15 protein-coding genes and 3 pseudogenes are annotated in these 19,158 nt (G+C 59.2%); 1 reads left to right on the forward strand and 17 read right to left on the reverse strand.

What is annotated here, in order from left to right; genetic code table 11:
• Positions 1-124 precede the first annotated feature (124 nt).
• From AC5ZFO_RS43165 to AC5ZFO_RS43180, 4 genes and pseudogenes are all read right to left on the reverse strand, one after another.
• Entirely contained in the window at positions 125-472 is a 348-nt protein-coding gene (locus AC5ZFO_RS43165) for a transposase (RefSeq protein ID WP_496123725.1), read from the reverse strand.
• A 114-nt stretch (positions 473-586) separates the two neighbouring features.
• A pseudogene (locus AC5ZFO_RS43170) lies at positions 587-1,292 on the reverse strand (IS5 family transposase); the annotation flags it as partial.
• 297 nt (positions 1,293-1,589) lie between these two features.
• A complete protein-coding gene (locus AC5ZFO_RS43175; RefSeq protein WP_496123726.1) occupies positions 1,590-1,901 on the reverse strand; it encodes a hypothetical protein in 312 nt (103 codons plus the stop codon).
• Positions 1,902-2,010: 109 nt separating this feature from the next.
• Positions 2,011-2,586 carry a PCC domain-containing protein gene (locus tag AC5ZFO_RS43180; RefSeq protein WP_496123727.1) on the reverse strand — a complete coding sequence of 192 codons (576 nt, stop codon included), beginning with the start codon at positions 2,584-2,586 and terminating at the stop codon, positions 2,011-2,013.
• Positions 2,587-2,979: 393 nt separating this feature from the next.
• Here AC5ZFO_RS43180 and AC5ZFO_RS43185 point away from each other — a divergent pair.
• A pseudogene (locus tag AC5ZFO_RS43185) lies at positions 2,980-3,144 on the forward strand (IS5/IS1182 family transposase); the annotation flags it as partial.
• 1,302 nt (positions 3,145-4,446) lie between these two features.
• On the opposite strand, the gene AC5ZFO_RS43190 reads toward AC5ZFO_RS43185, so the two are convergent.
• From AC5ZFO_RS43190 to AC5ZFO_RS43250, 13 genes and pseudogenes are all read right to left on the reverse strand, one after another.
• On the reverse strand, positions 4,447-5,400 hold the full coding sequence (locus AC5ZFO_RS43190; protein ID WP_496123728.1) for a LysR family transcriptional regulator: 954 nt from the start codon (positions 5,398-5,400) through the stop codon (positions 4,447-4,449).
• 64 nt (positions 5,401-5,464) lie between these two features.
• The gene (locus AC5ZFO_RS43195) at positions 5,465-6,097 is read right to left on the reverse strand and encodes an acyl-homoserine-lactone synthase (protein WP_496123729.1); all 633 of its coding nucleotides are present in this window, start codon (positions 6,095-6,097) and stop codon (positions 5,465-5,467) included.
• A 97-nt stretch (positions 6,098-6,194) separates the two neighbouring features.
• Positions 6,195-6,917 (reverse strand): helix-turn-helix transcriptional regulator, encoded by a 723-nt coding sequence (locus AC5ZFO_RS43200; protein ID WP_496123730.1) that lies wholly within the window; start codon positions 6,915-6,917, stop codon positions 6,195-6,197.
• A 221-nt stretch (positions 6,918-7,138) separates the two neighbouring features.
• On the reverse strand, positions 7,139-7,843 hold the full coding sequence (locus AC5ZFO_RS43205; protein WP_496123731.1) for an aspartate/glutamate racemase family protein: 705 nt from the start codon (positions 7,841-7,843) through the stop codon (positions 7,139-7,141).
• Between the two features lie 230 nt (positions 7,844-8,073).
• Positions 8,074-8,931 (reverse strand): CmcJ/NvfI family oxidoreductase, encoded by an 858-nt coding sequence (locus AC5ZFO_RS43210; protein WP_496123732.1) that lies wholly within the window; start codon positions 8,929-8,931, stop codon positions 8,074-8,076.
• Positions 8,932-9,195: 264 nt separating this feature from the next.
• Complete coding sequence (locus AC5ZFO_RS43215; RefSeq protein WP_496123733.1) at positions 9,196-10,632, reverse strand: aldehyde dehydrogenase family protein; 1,437 nt, start codon at positions 10,630-10,632, stop codon at positions 9,196-9,198.
• A 230-nt stretch (positions 10,633-10,862) separates the two neighbouring features.
• Positions 10,863-11,747, reverse strand: coding sequence for a CmcJ/NvfI family oxidoreductase (locus AC5ZFO_RS43220; protein ID WP_496123734.1), 885 nt, complete (start codon positions 11,745-11,747; stop codon positions 10,863-10,865).
• Between the two features lie 627 nt (positions 11,748-12,374).
• Complete coding sequence (locus AC5ZFO_RS43225; protein WP_496123735.1) at positions 12,375-13,262, reverse strand: CmcJ/NvfI family oxidoreductase; 888 nt, start codon at positions 13,260-13,262, stop codon at positions 12,375-12,377.
• A 286-nt stretch (positions 13,263-13,548) separates the two neighbouring features.
• Positions 13,549-14,607: a phosphotransferase family protein gene (locus tag AC5ZFO_RS43230; protein ID WP_496123736.1), complete on the reverse strand. Its 1,059-nt coding sequence runs from the start codon at positions 14,605-14,607 to the stop codon at positions 13,549-13,551.
• A 279-nt stretch (positions 14,608-14,886) separates the two neighbouring features.
• Complete coding sequence (locus AC5ZFO_RS43235; protein ID WP_496123737.1) at positions 14,887-16,116, reverse strand: CaiB/BaiF CoA transferase family protein; 1,230 nt, start codon at positions 16,114-16,116, stop codon at positions 14,887-14,889.
• 103 nt (positions 16,117-16,219) lie between these two features.
• Positions 16,220-17,332, reverse strand: a complete 1,113-nt coding sequence (ald, locus tag AC5ZFO_RS43240; RefSeq protein ID WP_496123738.1) for an alanine dehydrogenase — start codon at positions 17,330-17,332, stop codon at positions 16,220-16,222.
• 278 nt (positions 17,333-17,610) lie between these two features.
• Positions 17,611-17,954: pseudogene (locus tag AC5ZFO_RS43245) on the reverse strand (serine/threonine protein kinase); the annotation flags it as partial.
• 372 nt (positions 17,955-18,326) lie between these two features.
• Positions 18,327-19,058 carry an SDR family oxidoreductase gene (locus AC5ZFO_RS43250; protein ID WP_496123739.1) on the reverse strand — a complete coding sequence of 244 codons (732 nt, stop codon included), beginning with the start codon at positions 19,056-19,058 and terminating at the stop codon, positions 18,327-18,329.
• Positions 19,059-19,158: the final 100 nt, after the last annotated feature.

The following is a 19,158-nucleotide window of genomic DNA, read 5'->3' on the forward strand; positions in this document are numbered from 1 at the left end:
TAAACTGTTGATAACGAAGTGGGTCTCGGATTGAACGGCCGCACACTCCGCATAATCGTGGGCTCCGCATAATTGCGAAAATCGACCGGATGACTGGCCAGGAACACCTTCACACCAGAGGGGATCATGCCGAACGCACCGCCCGGATCACCCGCTGCAAATGCGCCTGGTCGACATCCACGCCGGCGCGCACGACCACCTCGCCAATGGCAATCTCGATCACTGCGCCTGTCATAGACGCTACCACGCCCGCGTCACTCGAGTGCTGCGAGCAATAAAGCCGCTCGGCCCGCGCGTCACGGCGCCAGGCGAACAGCTGCGACGGGTGAATGCCGATCCGGCGGGCGATCCCCGATACACTCGCGCCGGGCTCCAGCGCCTCTGCCGCAACTTGCGCCTTGAACTCTTCCGACCAGCGTCGCCGAAGCTGCCGCGGCGCTCCCTCAAGACGCTCGGCTACCGCTTCGATCATATGGAAGGTTCTAGTTTCAGAACTAGGCGCAGACATAGACGCTCACATCGGCTCACAACTGAGCAGCCGATAGCCGATCTCTCCGCCACTCCGCCAGATGGGGCCTCTTTGTCGCTTACTCTCGATCTTGCGGCGGATGTCTCGGATGATCCGGCCGAGCCGGGAGCGCAGGATGCGCAACTGCCGCTGATGCCGATTGAACTGTTTGGCATGGGCATAGCGCCCTGCCATCATCGCCGCGGCCTTGGCCACGCGACAATAGGATTGCCGCAGCCTGACGCCGTGTCTTCTCGCCAGGCGGTTGAGCCCCTTGATGGCCGCATGCAGCAGCTTGGCATCGGTCGGAAAGGTGGTGGCCTTCGGCTGCACCGTGGTGTCGACCGTGACCCGCTTGAGGTCCTGGCTGCGCAACGCGCCGGCCTCGTGCGTCACCCGCAGGCTCTCGGCCAGCAGCAGCTCCAGCTTGTCGTCGAGCCGCTTGCGCCAATGGCTCAGGTCCGAGCGCTCGTGCGGGAAGGCGTGCTGGAAGAACTCTTCGCCGGTGAAGTACTGGAAATACGGGTCGTGGACCCAGCGTTTCGCACACTCCCTCATCGGACAACCCGTAAATGTGCTTGAGCAACAACAGCCCGATCATGAAGCGGGTCTCGATCCCGGGCCGGCCGTTCTCGCTGTAGAGCGGTGCGATCTCGCCGTCGATCCAGTCCCAATCAACCTTGCCGGCGAGCAGAACCAACTCGTGCTTCATGTTGATGATCTGGTCCAGCCGCGCCCGGAACAGGTCATTCAATCCCGCCGTCTTGTGCTTCTTCGGCCGCATCGTCCCCTCCGATGCACCCACAGAATCATGGCCTGCCGCAAAAGGGAATCACAAGCGAATTTGCAGGGTTTGGCGGCCTCGACCTCCCAAACCCTGCAATCTCAAACCGTCTCAAATCTGAAAAATAGACTCCCGCTCAATCGCTTAGAGCCCTGTTCACGAGCGACTAAATAATGCGAACTACGCGGTCTAGGCCTGATCGAGACAGCTGCCGACCGCTTCGAGGTCCTTCAGGAACTTGTCGTGGAGGCTCGCGCGTCGGTCGGCGATCGCTTGCGCGTTGGGGTTCTGGTCTTCCTACCGCCACAGATACGTGACCGTAAGCAGGACGAACAGCAGTCGTCGTGACCTTCCCGGACCTGTCAGAACAGGCTGCTTGTCGTTCGCGGCGGCGATGATGAACGCGGGCTTGAAGGGGAAGTCCATCTCCGGATACAGCTTCTGGGATTCGAGGTCCGACAGGCCGGCGATGTGCCCGCGTGCGGAATCCAGATGCTGCCGCCCGCCCAGCCGATTCATCAGGGCATCGGGCCGAGCCTGCGAACCAACTTCGCGCATCTTGCCGTCCTGCAGGAGGTAGCGCTCGTCCTTCATCAGGCCGGACGACAAGGCTGCTGGTCACGGCGTAAGCCCCCTCCTCGCGCGATCGGCGATTCGCCGCGGGGGAGGCCACGCCGTGTCCCTTCCAGCATCCTCAGGACGTTATGGCATGCTCCGCCTATGCCCGCACGAGCTCGTGATAGTAGCCTGTCTTGTCCTTGGTCGCCCTCAAGACAGCCCCCGAAACCTTTGCGATTGCGACTGTGAAGTGCGAGAGGCCGGCATGTACCGTATTGTTCTTATCGGTGCCAGTGTATGACCCCTCCAAAAGGTGCCCACAGACCGTCTCCCAAGCATTCGATACCGTAATATGAACATGGAGATAGGGAGTCTTGTGTCCCACGAAGCCAGTGGTGCCGAAACCGGTGTCGTTGGGGTTACCGGTAACTCTCGGAGACACATTGTCCTGAACCCAGCCCATACCGATGATGCCATGGGCGCTCACCTCTAGTGGTCCTGGGATATCAACGAAGTCGATCCCAATATAGTCGCCCTCGGCCTCGCGCGGGGGGTTCGGAAACCGCATCATCCTAACGTTGTCGAGCGAGCCGGTCGCGTCGAGAAGGACGCCGGTCTTGACATCGTTTTGTTCGCAGATGTCCCAGAGGGCCCGAAGAAGATCTTCACCTCGCTCAAGTCGCGCGTAGATGATCTCCTCGATCTTCCCGCTAAGCATGGGTCTTTGCTTTTTCATGTGGTCTCCAAGATGATTAAGGTAGAATGCGAGCGCTCGTCATTCCCTTGACGACTTTTGATAGCCGCCGAGCTGTGAAATCCTGTCAAAATAAGCAGGATACCGCGGGCGAGTTTCGGCAATGTGGCGCCTCGCAAGGATGAAATTCTTCGTCTGAGTTGGAGCCTGCGACGCTTTTGCGCGATCATGCGCCCGCCTCAGGGTCACGCTCGCAAAGCTCTAGCTAGAGCGTTGTTGGTTTGACTCCCGTGCTCGCCATTGACGACCCGGAGAGCCACCAGACCAAGAAGGGCAACCGGTGGTTCGTCGGGAATGAGAGCTCGATAATGCCGCCAGGTACGAGTGACGTCGTCAAGCTGCCGAGTCAAAATGCATGCGCGAAAGCGTGAATAGGCCAGTGTGTGTGCCAACGGCGAACATCCGTTCCGGGTGATCAAGCGTCCTTTCGGGCTGGCGAAGGTGGGCTTCCGCGACATTGCTAAGAGCACGGCGCTTATCGCGACACCGTTTGCCCTGTCGAACATGTCCATGGCGCGAAGGCAGTTGATGATGATGGCAGTGATCCGTGCGAACACTCCGGGAGGACCACGAACAAATGCCCTCAAAGGCGAGAGTCTCGTTCGGCACTTCGAAAAATAATTGCCATCCGCAGCGCCGATGCGGCTCACGTGCCGCCTCGTTCAGACGTTCCCTAGAACCGTCAACTCTTACTGCACGCCTCTTGTCTGTGAGCGGCTGAAATAGCCGCTGCCGATAGCACCTTGTAACAAGGCGGTGAAAAAGCGATCGACGTTCTTCCGCGACAGTAGAAGGTGCCTTCTTCTCCCCGAACTGGTACGACGACGGTCGCTTGTCCCTATTCCGTGTGATGATCCGAACGAAGCCGGCTCTTAGTCCCGAAGCTCGCTGTTTTGTGTACCAAAGGTCGGATCCGGATTTAAGTGCAGGTTATCTCTTCAACTCATTACTCCGCTCTGTAGGGGCGCAACGTTTCAACATCGTGCGAAGGCTCCCAAAGTTGTAGCTGCGGCGTATAATCGAATACGAATTCGCGCCTTCGAGTGCGGTAGGTGGCGAGCGCCGGCTCAACATGAGAGGGGCGTCAATAGCCCATTTGCTGAACACACTCGGCCGCAAATGGCGCTGCGTTCCGAAAGAATGCAGTCAGCAGTGCTGCGGACTACGGCCAAGACGAAACCGGGCGATACTATCAGCCTTCTGCGCCCGATCGGGCGCGGTCTGCGCGGGACCAATGTCGCCAGTCATGAGTCAACTGAGTCCGCTATTATTCTATTATTCGCTGTCGCGCTACTTCGCTAGTCTAGCAGGGCACGGGCACCTCGCCTACTCAACTCTCTCGGGGAGATCTATATCAAACGAGTGATTTCGCTGCTCTCGCGCTTCAACCGCGCGCGCAACAAGCCGGGGTGCGGGCGCGCTGGAGATGCGGAGAAGGCGCCCCTCTGCCCTCAGTCACGCGCAAGAGTGCAGACTAAAGTAAATCAGAGACGATGAATGCTCCGATGACCGCAAACTCGCGCCTGCCCAGCGCAGATCATAGTGGATCGGATGTGCATAAATTTGCGACTGCATTGAGCCGGGAGCTGGCATGGTTGAGCTGAACCCGATGATGGCCGATCCGTGGCCAGGGGATGGGAATGGCAAAGTTTGAACTGGGAGCAATCAAGACCGGCAGGCCGATCAAGCTGACACAAGAATCGCCGGCGAGCGCCCACTGGGATCTCGTAGCCTACGGATTAAACGATCCGGGAGCCGGCCAAGATTCTTGCTACTTGCTAGCCAACCCAGCTTGGCGCGGTTTACGGCAACGGAGAGGTTTTTGAAGGGTCGCCGAGCGGGTCAACCTCTCAAGCAAGGCGAGGGGTGGCGCTCCGACAACAGCTTCAAGAAGGCACCTAGGGTCGGGCTTTCATTATCCGCCCGCCAGTAGGCCGAAAAGTCGAGCCGGCTGGGGCCCGTCCCATCGCGCACGTCTCTGTAAGTCAAGCCGGCAAAATTGGCGCCCGTGTCCGACTCGAGCACCAGGCTAATGCCGGCCTTCATGCTGATAAGGCTCTTGATGATGCCTCGGCTGACGTCGTGGCGTTCGATCCGGGGCCGATCTTCGGGCAGGACGAGCTTCGAAACCAATAGATCTTCGAGATCCCGCCCGGGATCGTAATAGCTTAGCAGGACCGTCTCGCCGCGCAGGTCAGTCCAGTAGATTGCCTGGCGCGCAGTGAGGGGATGTTCTTGTGGCAAGGCCACCAGGACACGTTCGCTCCACAGCGCCCTGGTTTTGCAGTCCGGTAACGGCAGGCTTCCCGTGACGATGAGAATGTCAAGAACGCCGTTGCGAAGCGCCGTTGCAAGCCGCGTCCGGGATCGTTCGACGGTCACCACTTCGATCCGTGGGAATCGCTGCTTGAAGTCGAGCAGGGACGCTTTCAAGTTACCTGCGGTAAGTGAGGTGCAGAACCCGATGGCGAGCCGACCGGCTTCGCCGCTTTGAAGGGACTTTGCCGTTGCTATAAGCGCGTCAAATTCTTCCAAGATCGTTTCTGCCAGGCGAATAATGCTGCGACCAGCCGCCGTCGGAGTTACACCTCCGCTTGAGCGCTCGAACATCGTGATGCCCAGGTGGTGCTCAATCTCGCTAACCAATCGGCTGAGGGTAGACTGTTGTGATCTGAGCAGCTCAGCAGCTTGGCGGAGACTGCCACAATCGGCCGCAGCCACGGCTGATCGCAGGTGCTTTAGCTCGATTGGCTTGCTGCCGTGAACAAAAGGACTTGATCTTCGAGGGTTGGTCATTTTGAGGCTTAACCGAAGAGCAGCAGGGATCGTTGGGTGGTGGCTTGTTGAGATGTGGCCATGCCTAGGCAGCCGTTCGGATGACGGGCGCCCAGAGCACCGGACCAGGGATCTGCCCCGACCTCCGGATGCGCTCCAAGGCACCAGTTGACACCTCCAAGTAGCCCGCCAAGGCAAGAGTGTTGCCGAGAGGTCGAGGCTTTCCGATCGGGCGGAGCGGCCACCCGGCGCGGCGAAGAATGCGCTCCATGCGAGCGTCAGTGACGGTGACAATTTCGGTCAGGTGAATGGAAAGGCCGAACTCGACCATGCCTGCAAATAGCTCGTATGTCGCACTGGCAAGTCCGCCGCCCGCTTTTGGTGCATCCGGAGGAACATCGAGAGCAAAACGGCAGCTCTCCCAGACCTGGGCGCTTCGCGGCACTCCCTGTCCGTCCAGAAGAATGGGGAAGGTATCCCTAATCATGGTTGGTCCGTTCGACGGGAGAAGCCGAACGCACCCCAGAATGCGTCCATCTGTTGAGCGATGCAGTAGGTGGACTGGCCGAAGGATGTCAAATTCGTCGACTTCCATGTCGCCGCTAGCCTGGACATCCCAACCAAGGCGCTGTTTGAAAACGCGATGGCGCAGCCGGTGCATTTCGGCGAGTTCATTGATGAACTCGCCGTAGTAGCTTGGCGTAATGAGCAGCATCATTGCTATCCTCCGTCCTTTGTTTCGGCAAACAAAGCAGAGAAGCCCATGCAAGCGCATCCTGTGCAGATGCACAGGGTGATCATGAATGTTTGGACAATTATTCTCGAGGTTTCGATTTGGCCAGCCGTACGATTGCTTGGCCAATCGTACGAACGCCGAGCTTCGCTCGGGCATTGTCCCGATGAAAGCCAACCGTTCTTGGAGATATGCCGAGAATACGGCCGATCTCCCAAGCGGACTTACCCATGGAATACCATTCGAGACATTCGAACTCCCGGGGCGACAACAATACGCCATCGACCTTGCGCTCGGAGGGCAACATGCGCCGAGCATGCGCATGGAAAAACATCGCCATCAGCTGCAGGACATGAGCGTGCTCATTTATCGAGCGCTCAAAGTCAATTCGCCGCACGTCCGTGGCGAAGCTTACCGCAGCGATCGTGCCTTTACTGTCGTGAATTGGAATCGTGAATCGATGCCGAATGCCGAATCTGGCGGCTTCTTCAAAGAGTTCGCGCTCCAATTCGGACCGAGCTCGCTGTCCGAACCCAAGACCCCACCGAAAGGGTCGAGTATCGCGAATGACCTGGCTGACCACGGGATCGAAGCGTTCGTAGTGGCGCCTCAGGTAATGTGCCGTCCAAGTTGGCGGATAGGTCGAGATTAGCTTTGGAGAATGTTCGCGTTTACGAGGGAGGCTAAGATATGCAAAGCAAGATAGGTCAAGTGCCGTCGCGACATCCGCCATGCTCCGTCGAAGGCAATCCCTGTCTGTGCTTTCTGTCAGTCGATCGACAAAATTCTGAACGGCGCTATACATCGTGAGTGAGCAGACCGCGTGCCTACTAATGAGAAACTGCGCCCTCGCGAACTGGGACGCAGGAGTTCACCCTTTGGGCGCGGACGTGGCCCCGACGCCCGCTTTTCCCGAACGCCGCGTTTTAAGAGATGGCGATGACGGGCATTTGCGGGATAGCTTGGGTTCGAAATTGGAGCGAGACAATTGTTAGCCGCCAGTCTTTTGCCATCGCTACAACGTTTTCACGCGACGGACGCAAGCATCATCCGGCTAAGTGTTGTGATGTCGTAGACGGGCAGCTTCGCAACACGACGGATCGTCGGCGCAGCCACCGGAAAACCCGCGCATTCGAACAAGATCGTCCCGATCTCCGGGTGCACCGCCCGAAGTCGCGAGATACAGGCGATAACATCGGTCTCTATGGCGGCTATATCGGTCGGCGGAGGCGGGCGTTTCAGTTCGTCATGCCAGTACTTGCCGCCTTCAATGCCACCGATGACGATCCTCGCGCGGTCTGCCGGATTATCGACTCCAAGTAGTTCTTCGCCCAAGTGTGTCGAGTCGTAGGTCAGAACGGCAATTTTCGTCTGCCGCGGAAGTTGGCGGAGCAACACTGGCAGCAGAAGCAGGCTCGACATCGCCACCGGGACATTTACTGAGGTGGCAACAGCTGCCTGATATCGTATCGAGAATCCGCAGGTCGAACTTATCGCAATGGCGCCTCGTTCCACCAAGCGCCGGGCGGCTGCCACGTAGGCAGGTTCAAGAGTCGGGTCGCCGCGGACGACGTTTTCGACCCAGGCTCCCGGGACTGTTTCCGTGATGACGGGGAAATTGAAGGTTGCTGGATTCAGCAACGAGCCTGGCGACGGCGGCGTCGGCGCAGCTCCCGGCGCCAGTCCGCGTTCGAGGTGTAGGATTCCGAGGGATGCTGTGATTTGCGTCATGCGTTGAAATGTACCCTGAGTTTGGGACGATTTTCCCTAATCTAGGTCGTTGTATGTCCGAAATTCTGCGTTGAAGGGTGGAAGGCGAAGCTTCCACGCAAGAAGCGCCCGTCCGGTGCTGTCGCCAGATGCATGACGGTTGTCCCAGGATCCATACAGGCCGCCCAGACGGCCGATCCACTTTCGTAGTCATAGCTTGAATAGTATATGCCTAGAATCGGCCTCGGAGCTCAGTAGAAGTACACGTAGAAGCGAGCCTCCACGCTCTCGCGAGGGCTTGCGTTCGGATATGCGCGTCGATTGTCGAATGCCGCGTGAGCTGACATCGGACCGTGATGTGCAGCGGAATCATATCCCTTGAATAGAACCAGATCGTCTGCAGTCATTTCCGGGAAGTAGTACCAACGCTGATTCGAATTGAAGCGAACGACGCAACTCTTGTTAACGCCGTAGTCCACCACCGAGATATCCTGATCAACAATGGTGCTCGCGTCGCAGAACGCTAACGGGAAATCCTGCGGAGGCGGCGAGAGAGCACGCCAGATTTGAATGAGCATTAATCGGGAATACGCTCGAATCGGAAGGCCCTGTGCCTGGTTCTCGGCGGCGGCTCTCATAGGACCGGAAATCGGTGCGACATCGATGTGAGCCAACCCCGCCGGCTCTCTTATTCCAGCTACGGATTTCCAGCCGCTCTTGGGAATTGCCGTCCCGGCGGCACGACGCACATGCAGGCCAGTTGGGCGGGCGATGACCCGCGAGGCGTTGAAGTGGCTCTTTATGAAAGGAACCATCTCTTCCAGATACTTCTCGCGCATGATCTCTGGATCGCGCACGTTCGCACAGGAAGTCTTCTGCTGGATCAAAACGAAGCCTTCGCGGTCGAGAGACAGTTCGTCCGCAACCGGACGGGCGTCGCGAATAGTGACGTCGTAACTCACGATGGGAACGTGTTCATAGTTCGGCACAATAACCGCCGGAGCCTGTTCGTCGGGCGTACGCCGAGCAAAGGCTATTTGGCCTTGCACGCACTTCAACTGATCTCGGTTTACTTGTGCTGTCGATGAGGCTCGCTTGGCATAGCCCATGGCTGTCTGCCTCCTAAAGATGATTGCCCTATCGAGCCACAAACATAGATGATACTTCACGATTAAAGGCGGCAAAAGGCGGTCGCAGCTTGCAGAAATTCTGCAATCCGGCGCAACGTGGTTCGTTCGCCGAACCGCCGACACGGCTAGCGCATTGGCCAGTCACATCCGTTGCTTGTTCGCTGGACTTGTGGGGACTGCGAGCGCTGACCATTGCCTGGTTACAGGCGAGGAGGCCCGATACTGCAGGCAGATTCGCCGAGGCTACTCGGCGGCCTGCTTGGGCGTGAAGCCAATGACAGCCTTGGTCTCAAGGTACTCGTGAAAGCCGTACTCGCCCGACTCTCGTCCATTGCCGCTCATCTTATAGCCGCCGAACGGAGCCGCTAAGTCGTCGGCCCCATTGATCAGCACCTGGCCCGCGCGGAGCCTCGAGGCGACATCACCCAAGGTGCCCATGTCGGTCCCCGAGAGGTACGCCGCCAATCCGTATTCGGTATCATTGGCGATCCTCACCGCCTCGTCGACCGAGTGATAGCCAAGAATCGAGACCACGGGCCCGAAAATCTCCTCGCGGGCGATGGTCATGTCGTTCTGCACGTTCGCAAACACCGTGGGCTTAACGTAATAGCCCGCATCGAGCCCGCACGGACGTCCAAGACCGCCGGTGACCAGGGCGGCTCCCTCGTCGATCCCTGCCTTGATCAGCCGCTGGATCTTCTCCCATTGGGCCTCATTAACCACGGGGCCGATCGTGGCGTTGCCCTTGGGATCGCCGACCACTATCGACTCGGCGGTTTCCTTGGCGATCATGATGGCCTCGTCGATGCGCGACGAGGGCACCAGCATGCGCGTGGGGGCAGAGCACGATTGTCCGGAGTTCTGCATCACGCGCCTCACGCAGCTGCCGACCGCTGTCGGGAAGGTCGCGTCTTCGAGGATGATGTGTGGACTTTTGCCCCCTAGCTCCTGCGTCACGCGCTTGACCGTCGCCGCCGCTACCTTTGCCACCTCGATGCCGGCGCGGGTCGAGCCGGTAAAGGACACCATGTCAACTCCGGGATGGCTCGCAATCACCGCCCCCACTTCGGCGCCGGTGCCGTTGACCAGGTTAAATACCCCGGCCGGTACACCTGCTGCGTCCAGAATCTGCGCCCAAATGTAGGCGCTGAAGGGCGCCTCCTCGGACGGCTTTAACACCATAGTGCAACCGGTCGCGAGCGCCGGCACCACCTTGCAAGCAATCTGAAAGATAGGCCAGTTCCACGGAGTGATCATCCCGCACACGCCGATGGGCTCTTTCACGATGCGGGTGCCGGCGCGCTCCTCTTCGAACTTGAAGTTCTTCAGGATCTCGATTCCTGCCTCGAGGTGCGCCATGCCGATGGGGGCCTGTGCCCGCTGCGCGAGCGAAGTTGGCGCGCCCATCTCCTCCGTGATCGCGTCGGCGATATCGCCAAGCCGCTTTTGATACTCGCAGAGAATGCGCTGCAACAGATCGAGCCGTTCATCGCGGCCGGTCTTGCAAAACGTTTCGAATGCTCGGCGCGCAGCACCCACCGCCTTGTCCACGTCGGTCTGGCCCCCGGCCGAGATGTGGCCGGCGACCCGCTCGTTCGCCGGGTTGATGACGGGCAGCCTCCTGGGCGTTACCGGGTCGACCCAGTGTCCATCAATGTAGAACTTCCGGTAATCGCGCACATCGTGCTCCTTGGGTCGCCTTCAACCGGCCCAATCGGGGCCACAGGCCTTAGAAGTCGTACAGGATAGCGCACGAGGCGAGAGGCCCTCCCCTCGACTGCCTTCCGGTGTTTGCGTTTGAGGAATTTGATAGGACGAGATGTAACGAGGGCGAGCGCGCCGGCGCTCGCCCATATCCACAATTGGTCCAGAGCTCGTCCAACGCCGGCGTTGATCCCGGCTCTACAAACTCAGTCATAGTACACGAAAAAGCGAGCCTCCACGCTCTCGCGGGGCTTCGCACTGGGGTGGGCACGACGATCGTCAAATGCGGAGTGCGGCGCTTGCGGCTTATAGTGCTCCTCGGAATCATAGCCCTTGAACAGAACGAGGTCGTCCGCAGTCATTTCCGGGAAGTAGTACCAACGCTGATCCGCGCTGAAGCGAAGGGCACAGCTCTTGAACGCGCTGCCCGGTTCGTTTTTGGTATTTGAAACGTAGTCATGCACGAGCATATCGCTGTCGCGAACGGTACTCGCATCGCAGAACGCCAAGGGGAAATCCTGCGGAGGCGGCGAGAGAGCCCGCCAAGCTTGTATAACCATCAATCGAGAGTAGGCACGGATCGGATGGCCCTGCAATTGGTCTTCAGCCGCGGCAGCCGCCGGACCGGCAATCGGCGCGAGATCAATATGAGCCAATCCAGCCGGCTCTCTTACTCCATTAACGGCAGTCCAGCCTGCTTTGGGGATTGCCGTCCCGGCGGCACGACGAACGTAAACGCCGTTTCGCTTGGGCACGACCCATGATGCATTGAAGTGGCTCTTGATGAATGGAACCATCTCTTCGAGATACTTCTCGCGCATGATCTCCGGATCGCGCACGTCTGCACAGAAGGTCTTGTGCTGGATCAGGGCGAAGCCTTCCCTGTCGAGAGACAGTTCGTCGACAAGAGGGCGCGCGTTGCGAATTGTAACGTCGTAGCTCACGATGGAGACGTGTTCATAATTCGGCACAACGACTGCGGGTGCCTTTTCATCGGGCGCGCGCCGAGCAAAGGCAATTTGACCTTGCACGGACTCCAACTGGTCGCGATTTACCCGTACTGTCGATGAGGCTCGTTTCGGCTGGCCCATGTCTGGTTTCTCCCTAGCGCTAGGTTATTCCCAAAGAATAACGCAACATCAGTGCTTAAAGACCGCGAAAATCTGCCTGAGATTGCAGAAAACATGCAACAACACCCGCAAATGAAGCGCCTTTTCGACCTAGATGTTTCCGGTGAGCACACCGCAAGCTGGCGCCTCGAGAATCGGAGGCCTGCTCACAGATCCACGTTGGCTCAGTGCGGGGGGCAAGATTGCAGCGAGCACGATCTGCCCGCCTTGTATTTGTTACATCTGCCTGCGGCGTGGAGCGCCGGTTGAAGCAGCCGCAATTAGGTTTAGCAGCGCCTTCGCGGCTCGCGCGTACTTGCGCCTGTTCGGAAAAGGCCGCTGGCGCCTCCCCGCTACCGGCGCAAAGAGCCGGAGCAAGGTTTAGTCGGTCCGCCCGCGCACAGTTCAATGCGCTGGAACGATCATCCAGGAGTCGTTCACAGTCCGTCCAGCGTGCGCACTGGACATGATGTCCAGAGGCCGTTTACCAGCAGCGATTTCTCCATACGAACTGCAGGTGCCAGACGTACTGACCGCTTGGCACCTGCAAGCCCTCCCCTCCGGACTACTTTTTGGAGATCCGTCGCGGCGTAGACTCGATCTTGCCGTTCACTCGAAATACACGAAAAAGCGCGCCTCGACGCTCTCACGCGGTTTTGCATTGGGGTGTGCGGCGCGATCGTCAAATGCCGAGTGAGGCGCCTGCGGCTTGTAGTGCTCCTCGGAATCGTAGCCCTTGAACAGAATGAGCTCGTTCGGAGTCATTTCCGGGAAATAGTACCAACGCTGAGCCGGATTGAAGCGAAGCACGGAGCCCTTGGTCGAGCTGCCAGGCTCGTTTCGGGTCGTGTCCGTATTATAGTCCACGACGGCAACATCTGAATCCTGAACACTGGAGCAGTCGCACAACGCTAAAGGGATGTCCTGCGGCGGCGGCGAAAGAGCGCGCCACGCTTGAATCAGCATCAATCGAGAATACGCTCGAATCGGAATGCCCTGCACTTGATTCTCGGCCGCAGCGAGCATTGGGCATGCGACGGGGGCGTAGTCGATATGGGCGATGCCAGCAGGTTCCCTTACTCCAGAAACTGAGTTCCAGCCAGCCTTGGGGATGGCGACTCCGGACGAGGAGCGAACACGAATGCCCTTTCGACGCGGAATGACCCACGACGCATTGAAGTAGCTCTTGATGAACGGCACCATTTCGTCGAGATACTTCTCGGCCATGATCTCTGGGGCACGCACGTCTGCACAAGACGTCTTGTGCTCAACCAAGGCGAAGCCTTCCCTGTCGAGCGACAGTTCTCCCACGATCGGTCGCGCGTTGCGAATGATCACCTCGTGAGTGACCATTGGATAGGCCTCGTAGTTTGGCACAACAACCGCGGGAGCCTTTTCATCGGGCGTGCGTCGAGCAAAAGCGATTTGACCTTGCACGCAGTCCAACCGATCACAATTTACTTGGGCAGTCGATGAGGCTTGGTTTGCGCGTGCCATAGCCGCTTCTCCCTAATGTTGTCCATCTGTTATCGAAATGTAATCCGAAATTGATGCACGAAGACCGCGATTAAACGGTTCAGACTGCAGGAATTCTGCAAACTAACAGGATCGAAGGCCCTTTAACGAAGGGATTGGAAACATTTTGCAAAGTCGCGGCGCGGATCGTCCACCACGACCAGTCATTGCGGCGCACGCCCTCGGCTAAGCGTCGCCGCCGCGCAGCGATGCTTTGGCCGATTTGCCCCTGGGTTCTTGCATGATCGCGAGTTGACTTTCGAGCCCGCTATACCGCCCCGGCCTTCTGCGCGTAGATCCACGCGGCTTTCGCAAGCGGCACAGTGCACTTGGCGGTCTCAATCGCCTTGGCGTTGGCCGCTGTTCCGTTGCGGATGCGGGCGGCGATACCTTGCGTGATGCCCACGAGACGGAACAGGTTGTACGAAAAGTACCAATTAAGATCAGGCAGCGCCATGCCGGTGTAATCGCAATACATATCCGCGGCTTCTTCCATGGTTGGAATGTTAAGCGCGGTCAAATCCGCACCCTGCAGCCCTGGCCTGATCCATTGCATCAGCAAGTAGGTGAAATCGGCCATCGGGTCGCCAATCGTCGACAATTCCCAGTCAAGAACAGCGCACACCCGCGGCTCGACCGGGTGAAAGATTATGTTGTCCAAGCGATAGTCGCCATGGACGATCGAAACTCGGTTTTGCTCAGGTAAAGTCCTCGGCAGCCACTCGATCAGCTTTTCGACCTCCGGGATATGTTGCGTCTCGGATGCGTGGTATTGCTTGGTCCAGCGGTTGACCTGGCGCGCAAAGTAATTACCCGGCCTTCCGAAGTCGCCGAGCCCGAGTTTTTCGGGATCGTACAGGTGCAGTTTCGCAAGGCTTTGGATCTTGCTGCGGAAGATCTTCGGCCGCACCTCGGCTGGCTGGCTCGGCAGCTTAGGATCCCAGAATACTCGCCCCTCTTCCATCGACATGACATAGAAGGCGGCGCCGATAATATTTTCGTCGGTGCAGAGTGCATAAGCGTGCGCGGTGGGAAAGCCCTGCTCGCGGAGTGCGGAGATGATGCGGAACTCGCGATCCACTGCGTGCGCCGAGGGCAGCAGCTCGCCGAATGGCTTGCGCCGCATCACGTAGGAGCGCGTGGGCGTATCAAGGCGATAGGTAGGATTAGACTGGCCGCCCTTGAACTGCAGCACGGTCAACGGGCCCGCATAATTCTCGATGTGCTCCGCCATCCAGCGGGCGAGGTTGACCTCGTCGACGCGGTGTCGCTCCTCCACCGGCCGAGTGCCTGAAAACTCTTCGTCCTTCTTGACGCCGTCTGCCACCGTATCGCTCCTTCTTCTTGCTGTCCTATCTTCCAATCTCGCGCGGCGAAATTCAGCGCCTCGTGAGAGGACCGCGACATTGCTCATCGAGGACCGGTAGCGCCGCTAGCCACCGTCGCCCTCGTCTCCGCCGGGCGGATCGGCACTGCCGGGCCCACGCTGTTAATCCTGAAGACAGCACCTTCTCGAGCGAGTCCTTTCTTCCGGTCCTCCCTTGGGCGCGCCTGGTGGGTCCGCAAGTTGACTCGCTGGCAAGCAAAGAAACCGCCATGATACCTTTCAGATCACGCCCGCTTGCTTCAGTATCGTGATCTTTGCATCGTCATAACCGAGCGCTCCGAAGAGGATCTCCCGGGTGTGTTCGCCTAGCAGCGGTGGCGCGCGATACTCCGTGACGGGCGTCTCCGAGAAGGTCAGCGCGTTGCGGATCAGCGACAGGTCTGGCTCAAACTTGTGTTTTGTCTTTACGCGCATGCCGCGCTCCTGGACGTGCGGATCGGCAAACACCTGGGCGAAATCGTTGACCGGACCGCAGGGAATGCCGGCCTCTTCGAGCTTCGTCAGCCAGTGCTTGACCGTGTTCTTCAGGAACAGGCCGGCGAAGATTGCCATGATCTCCTTGCCGTTGACGACCCGGTCGTTGTTCTTCACGAATTTCGGGTTGATCGCGAGCTCCGGCGCGCCCAGCACGGCGCAGGAGCGCGCGAACTGGCCGTCATTGCCGACGACGAGCATCAATTGGCCGTCGGCACAGCGGAACATGCCGGCCGGCATGCCGCCATTGCCCCAGGTACCGCGGCGCGGCGGCTTCTTGCCGTTGACGAGATAGATCTGGAGGTAATGGCTGAGCGAGGCGATCACCGTATCGAGCAGGCAGACGTCGACATGCTGGCCTGCCCCTCCATTGACCTTGCGATGATAGAGCGCGGACAGGATCGCGATCGACGAGTTCATGCCGGTCATGTAGTCGACGATGGAGGGACCGACCTTCATCGGACCCTCCCCCCGCTCGCCGTCCATGTGGCCCGTGACGCTCATCAGGCCGCCCATCGCCTGGAAGATCGCATCATAGCCTGCGCGCGGCGCGTAGGGTCCCGTCTGGCCGAAGCCGGTCACCGAGCAGTAGATGATGCCGGGATTGATCTTCCGGATGGACCTGTAGTCGAGCCCGTAACGCTTGAGATCGCCGACCTTGTAGTTCTCCATGAAGATGTCGACACCCTTCGCAAGCTCGCGGATGATCTCTTGCCCTTCCGGCTTGGCGATGTTGATCGTGACGGATTTTTTGTTGCGGTTGGCGCAGAGGTAGAAGGAGTTGTTGTTGTTCTCCTTGCCCTCGGGATCGCTGAGGTAAGGCGGGCCGAAGGCGCGCGCATCGTCGCCGGTGCCGGGCCGCTCGATCTTGATCACCTCAGCACCGAGATCGCCCAGCATCTGGGCCGACAAGGGCCCGGCAAGCACGCGCGTGAGGTCGAGGATCTTGATGCCTAAGAGCGGCAGGTCTGACATCCAGGTGTTCTCCGGAATAGGAATTCTCAGCGGTCAAAAAAGGGGCCACTCCAAAGGAGTGGCCCAAAGTCGGGGAGGAAACGCCCCGAAGGGACCCCTTCGGTTAGGCTGCAGCCTGTTCGATTGGCGAGAACGGCAAGCCGAGGCTCTCCGCCACCGCCTTGTAGGTTAGCCGGCCCCGATAGACATTGAGGCCTGCGCGCAGATGCGGATTTTCGAGCACGGCCGAGAATCCCTTATTTGCGAGCGCCAAGCCAAATGGCAGCGTGGCATTATTCAACGCCTGGCTCGAGGTCAGCGGGACAGCTCCAGGCATGTTGGCCACGCAGTAGTGGATGACGCCGTCCACCTCGTAGGTTGGATCAGCGTGCGTGGTCGCCCGCGAGGTCTCAAAGCAGCCTCCTTGGTCAATCGCCACGTCAACGATCACCGAGCCTTTGCGCATCGAGCGCAACATCCCGCGGCTAACAAGTTTCGGCGCGCTCGCTCCGGGCACCAGCACGGCACCAATGACAACGTCGGCCGCAAACACCTCCTCCTCGACAGCATCGATGGTCGAGAACCTTGTACGAACGCGCCCTCCGAAGAGTTCGTCGAGATCGCGAAGACGAGGTAGAGAGCGGTCAATGATGGTGACCTCGGCGCCTAACCCGGCCGCCATCCGCGCCGCATGCGTGCCAACAACGCCGCCTCCGATCACCACGATACGGGCAGGCTGAACACCAGGCACGCCACCGATCAGCAACCCGCGCCCTCCTGTATACCTCTTGAGGGCAGTACCAGCAGCCTCGATTGCGAGCCTGCCCGCCACCTCGCTCATGGGGGCAAGCAGCGGAAGGCCACCATGCGCATCAGTCACGGTCTCGTAGGCGATTGCCGTGCATCCAGACTTCAGGAGCCCCTTTGCCTGGTCCGGGTCCGGGGCCAGGTGTAGATAGGTGAAGAGGATCTGGTTTTCTCGCAGCTGCACCCACTCGGAAGGCTGGGGTTCCTTGACCTTCACGATCATTTCGCTGGATGCGAACACGTCACGAGCGGAGTCCACAACCGTGGCGCCGGCTTTGCGATAATTGTCGTCCGTTGCCCCAATACCGGCACCCGCATCGGTTTCGACTACCACGCTGTGGCCTGCAGCCACGTATTCCCGGACGGCTCCAGGTGTAAGACCCACGCGATATTCGTGCGTCTTGATTTCCTTCGGAACACCGACCTTCATTTGCAAATCTCCCTGCTTGGATGATCTGTTCTAATCCTAAGAGCAGCGCAAGCCTGTGAAACACGAGGCCAAATCACGCATAAATCCAGCTAATTTTTCGGTATCGCGCAGAAATCCAGCTCGATTGACTGCAGCCTTGCAAACTGTCGTTCCACGCCCCTTGTGACCAGTTTAGACCGAGCGCTCCGCCAGCATTAAGAACATTCTGGCTCGGAATGTGCGGCTGAATGCAGACGCTCTGCCAGCCACAGCTCTTGATCTCGCGAAACATTGGCCCAGCGGCCGCCGCCCTCGCGCTGAATAAAGTTGAACAGGCCGCGCGTGATCGCGCGATAGACGTTCCTGCCAGTGGAGAGCCACAGGCTGCGGCAAAGGATTTCTTCGCGAGGATCTTGCGCTCTCGTGGAGCCAGCGCATCCCGCGGATAGCAGCGCTTGCGCTTGGGGAGATGCCGGAGATGTTCATAGGCGAGGATGCGATGGAGCCGGCCGCGGCGTTCGAAGCACGCGGCGAGTTGGAAGTCGGTAACAGAGAATTGGTCTTGGCGCCGTAGCTCGTGATCACCCTGCCACGCGCCGGCCAGCGGAAGGTCGGCGGCGCACCGGCGCGTCATCGCCTTCGCCGGCGTCTCCGCGGTCATTCACGCCGAAGCACTTGGAAACGCAAGCGCCGATGCCCACTCACGCAATGCGCGATCCCGCGGTGACGTCTAAGCCGTGGATGTTCACCAGCAACCCCATGGAAAGAATGCGGTCTTTCCAGCACGGACCTGCGATGGCGCACTCGTGGTGCACGATCTTCTCCCGATGGAGTAACTTAGCGACAGAGCGGACGATGAATAACAATTCTACCGTCGCGCTCGATCAATCCGCGCTCGCAACAGCTCTAGCTGCCGCTCGGGAATTAATGGCAATTCCCGGGCGCGGGGCATATTCGAGCAAAATGTTGGCGGCAAGCAAGCGTCGACACACGTGCCGTCGTTTTTACGCCGCGTTTACCAAGGGATTGCCTCTCCCCAGAAGCGTTGGAAGGTGCCGCTGGTGGCTGGTGTGAGCTCGGCGATGCGTTGCTTCAGACCGAGCGCGCTCTCGTCGGCGGAAATCGATTGTGAGGAATTGCGGGCAAGTTCACCGGGCATGTCGGTCCGCACGAAGCCTGGATCCAAAATACCTACCAGTACTCCGTCCTCCGCCCAGTCGCGAGCGAGCCCTCGCATGCCGTTGTTGAGCGCCGCCTTCGAAGCTCGGTATGCATATCTGTCGAGGCTGCTCGGGTAGCCGGCACCATAGTCCTTGGTAGTGGACCCATAAACACTGCTGATCGACACAGCCTTCTTTTCAGAACCGCGCCTCAAATTATCCCGCAAGGCTTGGGCAATGAGTATCGGGGCGAGAGCGTTGACGCGCATCGTCTTCATCCAATTTTCGGCGTCGATGCTGTTGGCCGACTGAGGCTTCGGGGTGCCGTTGATCCCCGCATTGTTGATAAGAATGTCAATCGGCCGATCGCCGATCGCCCGCTTCATGGATGCGATCGAGGCCTCGTCGGCCACTTCGAGCTGAATAATCCGAATGCGGCCGCTATGCGCCACGGCCAGGGCGTTCAACACCTCTGCCGTTGTGGGTTCACGGCAGCAGGCAATCACCTCCGCCCCGTCGGTCGCGTATTGCCGCGCGAGCGCAAGGCCGATGCCGCGGTTCGCACCCGTGATCAGAACTGTGGTCATTTGAGAAACACCTATTACAAAGAGCTTTGTCCCAGGTGAGCGGTTGCGCGTACCACGTACAAAAGCCCTGTGATCTGGGCTTTGATTGGATGCAACTTCG

The organism is Bradyrhizobium sp. Unk1, assembly GCF_059512345.1.

Excerpts from the sequence above, each read along its gene's own strand:
- AC5ZFO_RS43235 (WP_496123737.1), bottom strand. The coding sequence starts at position 16,116 with ATGTCAGACCTGCCGCTCTTAGGCATCAAGATCCTCGACCTCACGCGC.
- AC5ZFO_RS43195 (WP_496123729.1), bottom strand. The coding sequence starts at position 6,097 with ATGATGCTGCTCATTACGCCAAGCTACTACGGCGAGTTCATCAATGAA.
- ald (WP_496123738.1), bottom strand. The coding sequence starts at position 17,332 with ATGAAGGTCGGTGTTCCGAAGGAAATCAAGACGCACGAATATCGCGTG.
- AC5ZFO_RS43250 (WP_496123739.1), bottom strand. The coding sequence starts at position 19,058 with ATGACCACAGTTCTGATCACGGGTGCGAACCGCGGCATCGGCCTTGCG.
- AC5ZFO_RS43220 (WP_496123734.1), bottom strand. The coding sequence starts at position 11,747 with ATGGGCCAGCCGAAACGAGCCTCATCGACAGTACGGGTAAATCGCGAC.
- AC5ZFO_RS43205 (WP_496123731.1), bottom strand. The coding sequence starts at position 7,843 with ATGACGCAAATCACAGCATCCCTCGGAATCCTACACCTCGAACGCGGA.
- AC5ZFO_RS43190 (WP_496123728.1), bottom strand. The coding sequence starts at position 5,400 with ATGACCAACCCTCGAAGATCAAGTCCTTTTGTTCACGGCAGCAAGCCA.
- AC5ZFO_RS43210 (WP_496123732.1), bottom strand. The coding sequence starts at position 8,931 with ATGGGCTATGCCAAGCGAGCCTCATCGACAGCACAAGTAAACCGAGAT.
- AC5ZFO_RS43180 (WP_496123727.1), bottom strand. The coding sequence starts at position 2,586 with ATGAAAAAGCAAAGACCCATGCTTAGCGGGAAGATCGAGGAGATCATC.
- AC5ZFO_RS43225 (WP_496123735.1), bottom strand. The coding sequence starts at position 13,262 with ATGGCACGCGCAAACCAAGCCTCATCGACTGCCCAAGTAAATTGTGAT.
- AC5ZFO_RS43200 (WP_496123730.1), bottom strand. The coding sequence starts at position 6,917 with ATGTATAGCGCCGTTCAGAATTTTGTCGATCGACTGACAGAAAGCACA.
- AC5ZFO_RS43165 (WP_496123725.1), bottom strand. The coding sequence starts at position 472 with ATGATCGAAGCGGTAGCCGAGCGTCTTGAGGGAGCGCCGCGGCAGCTT.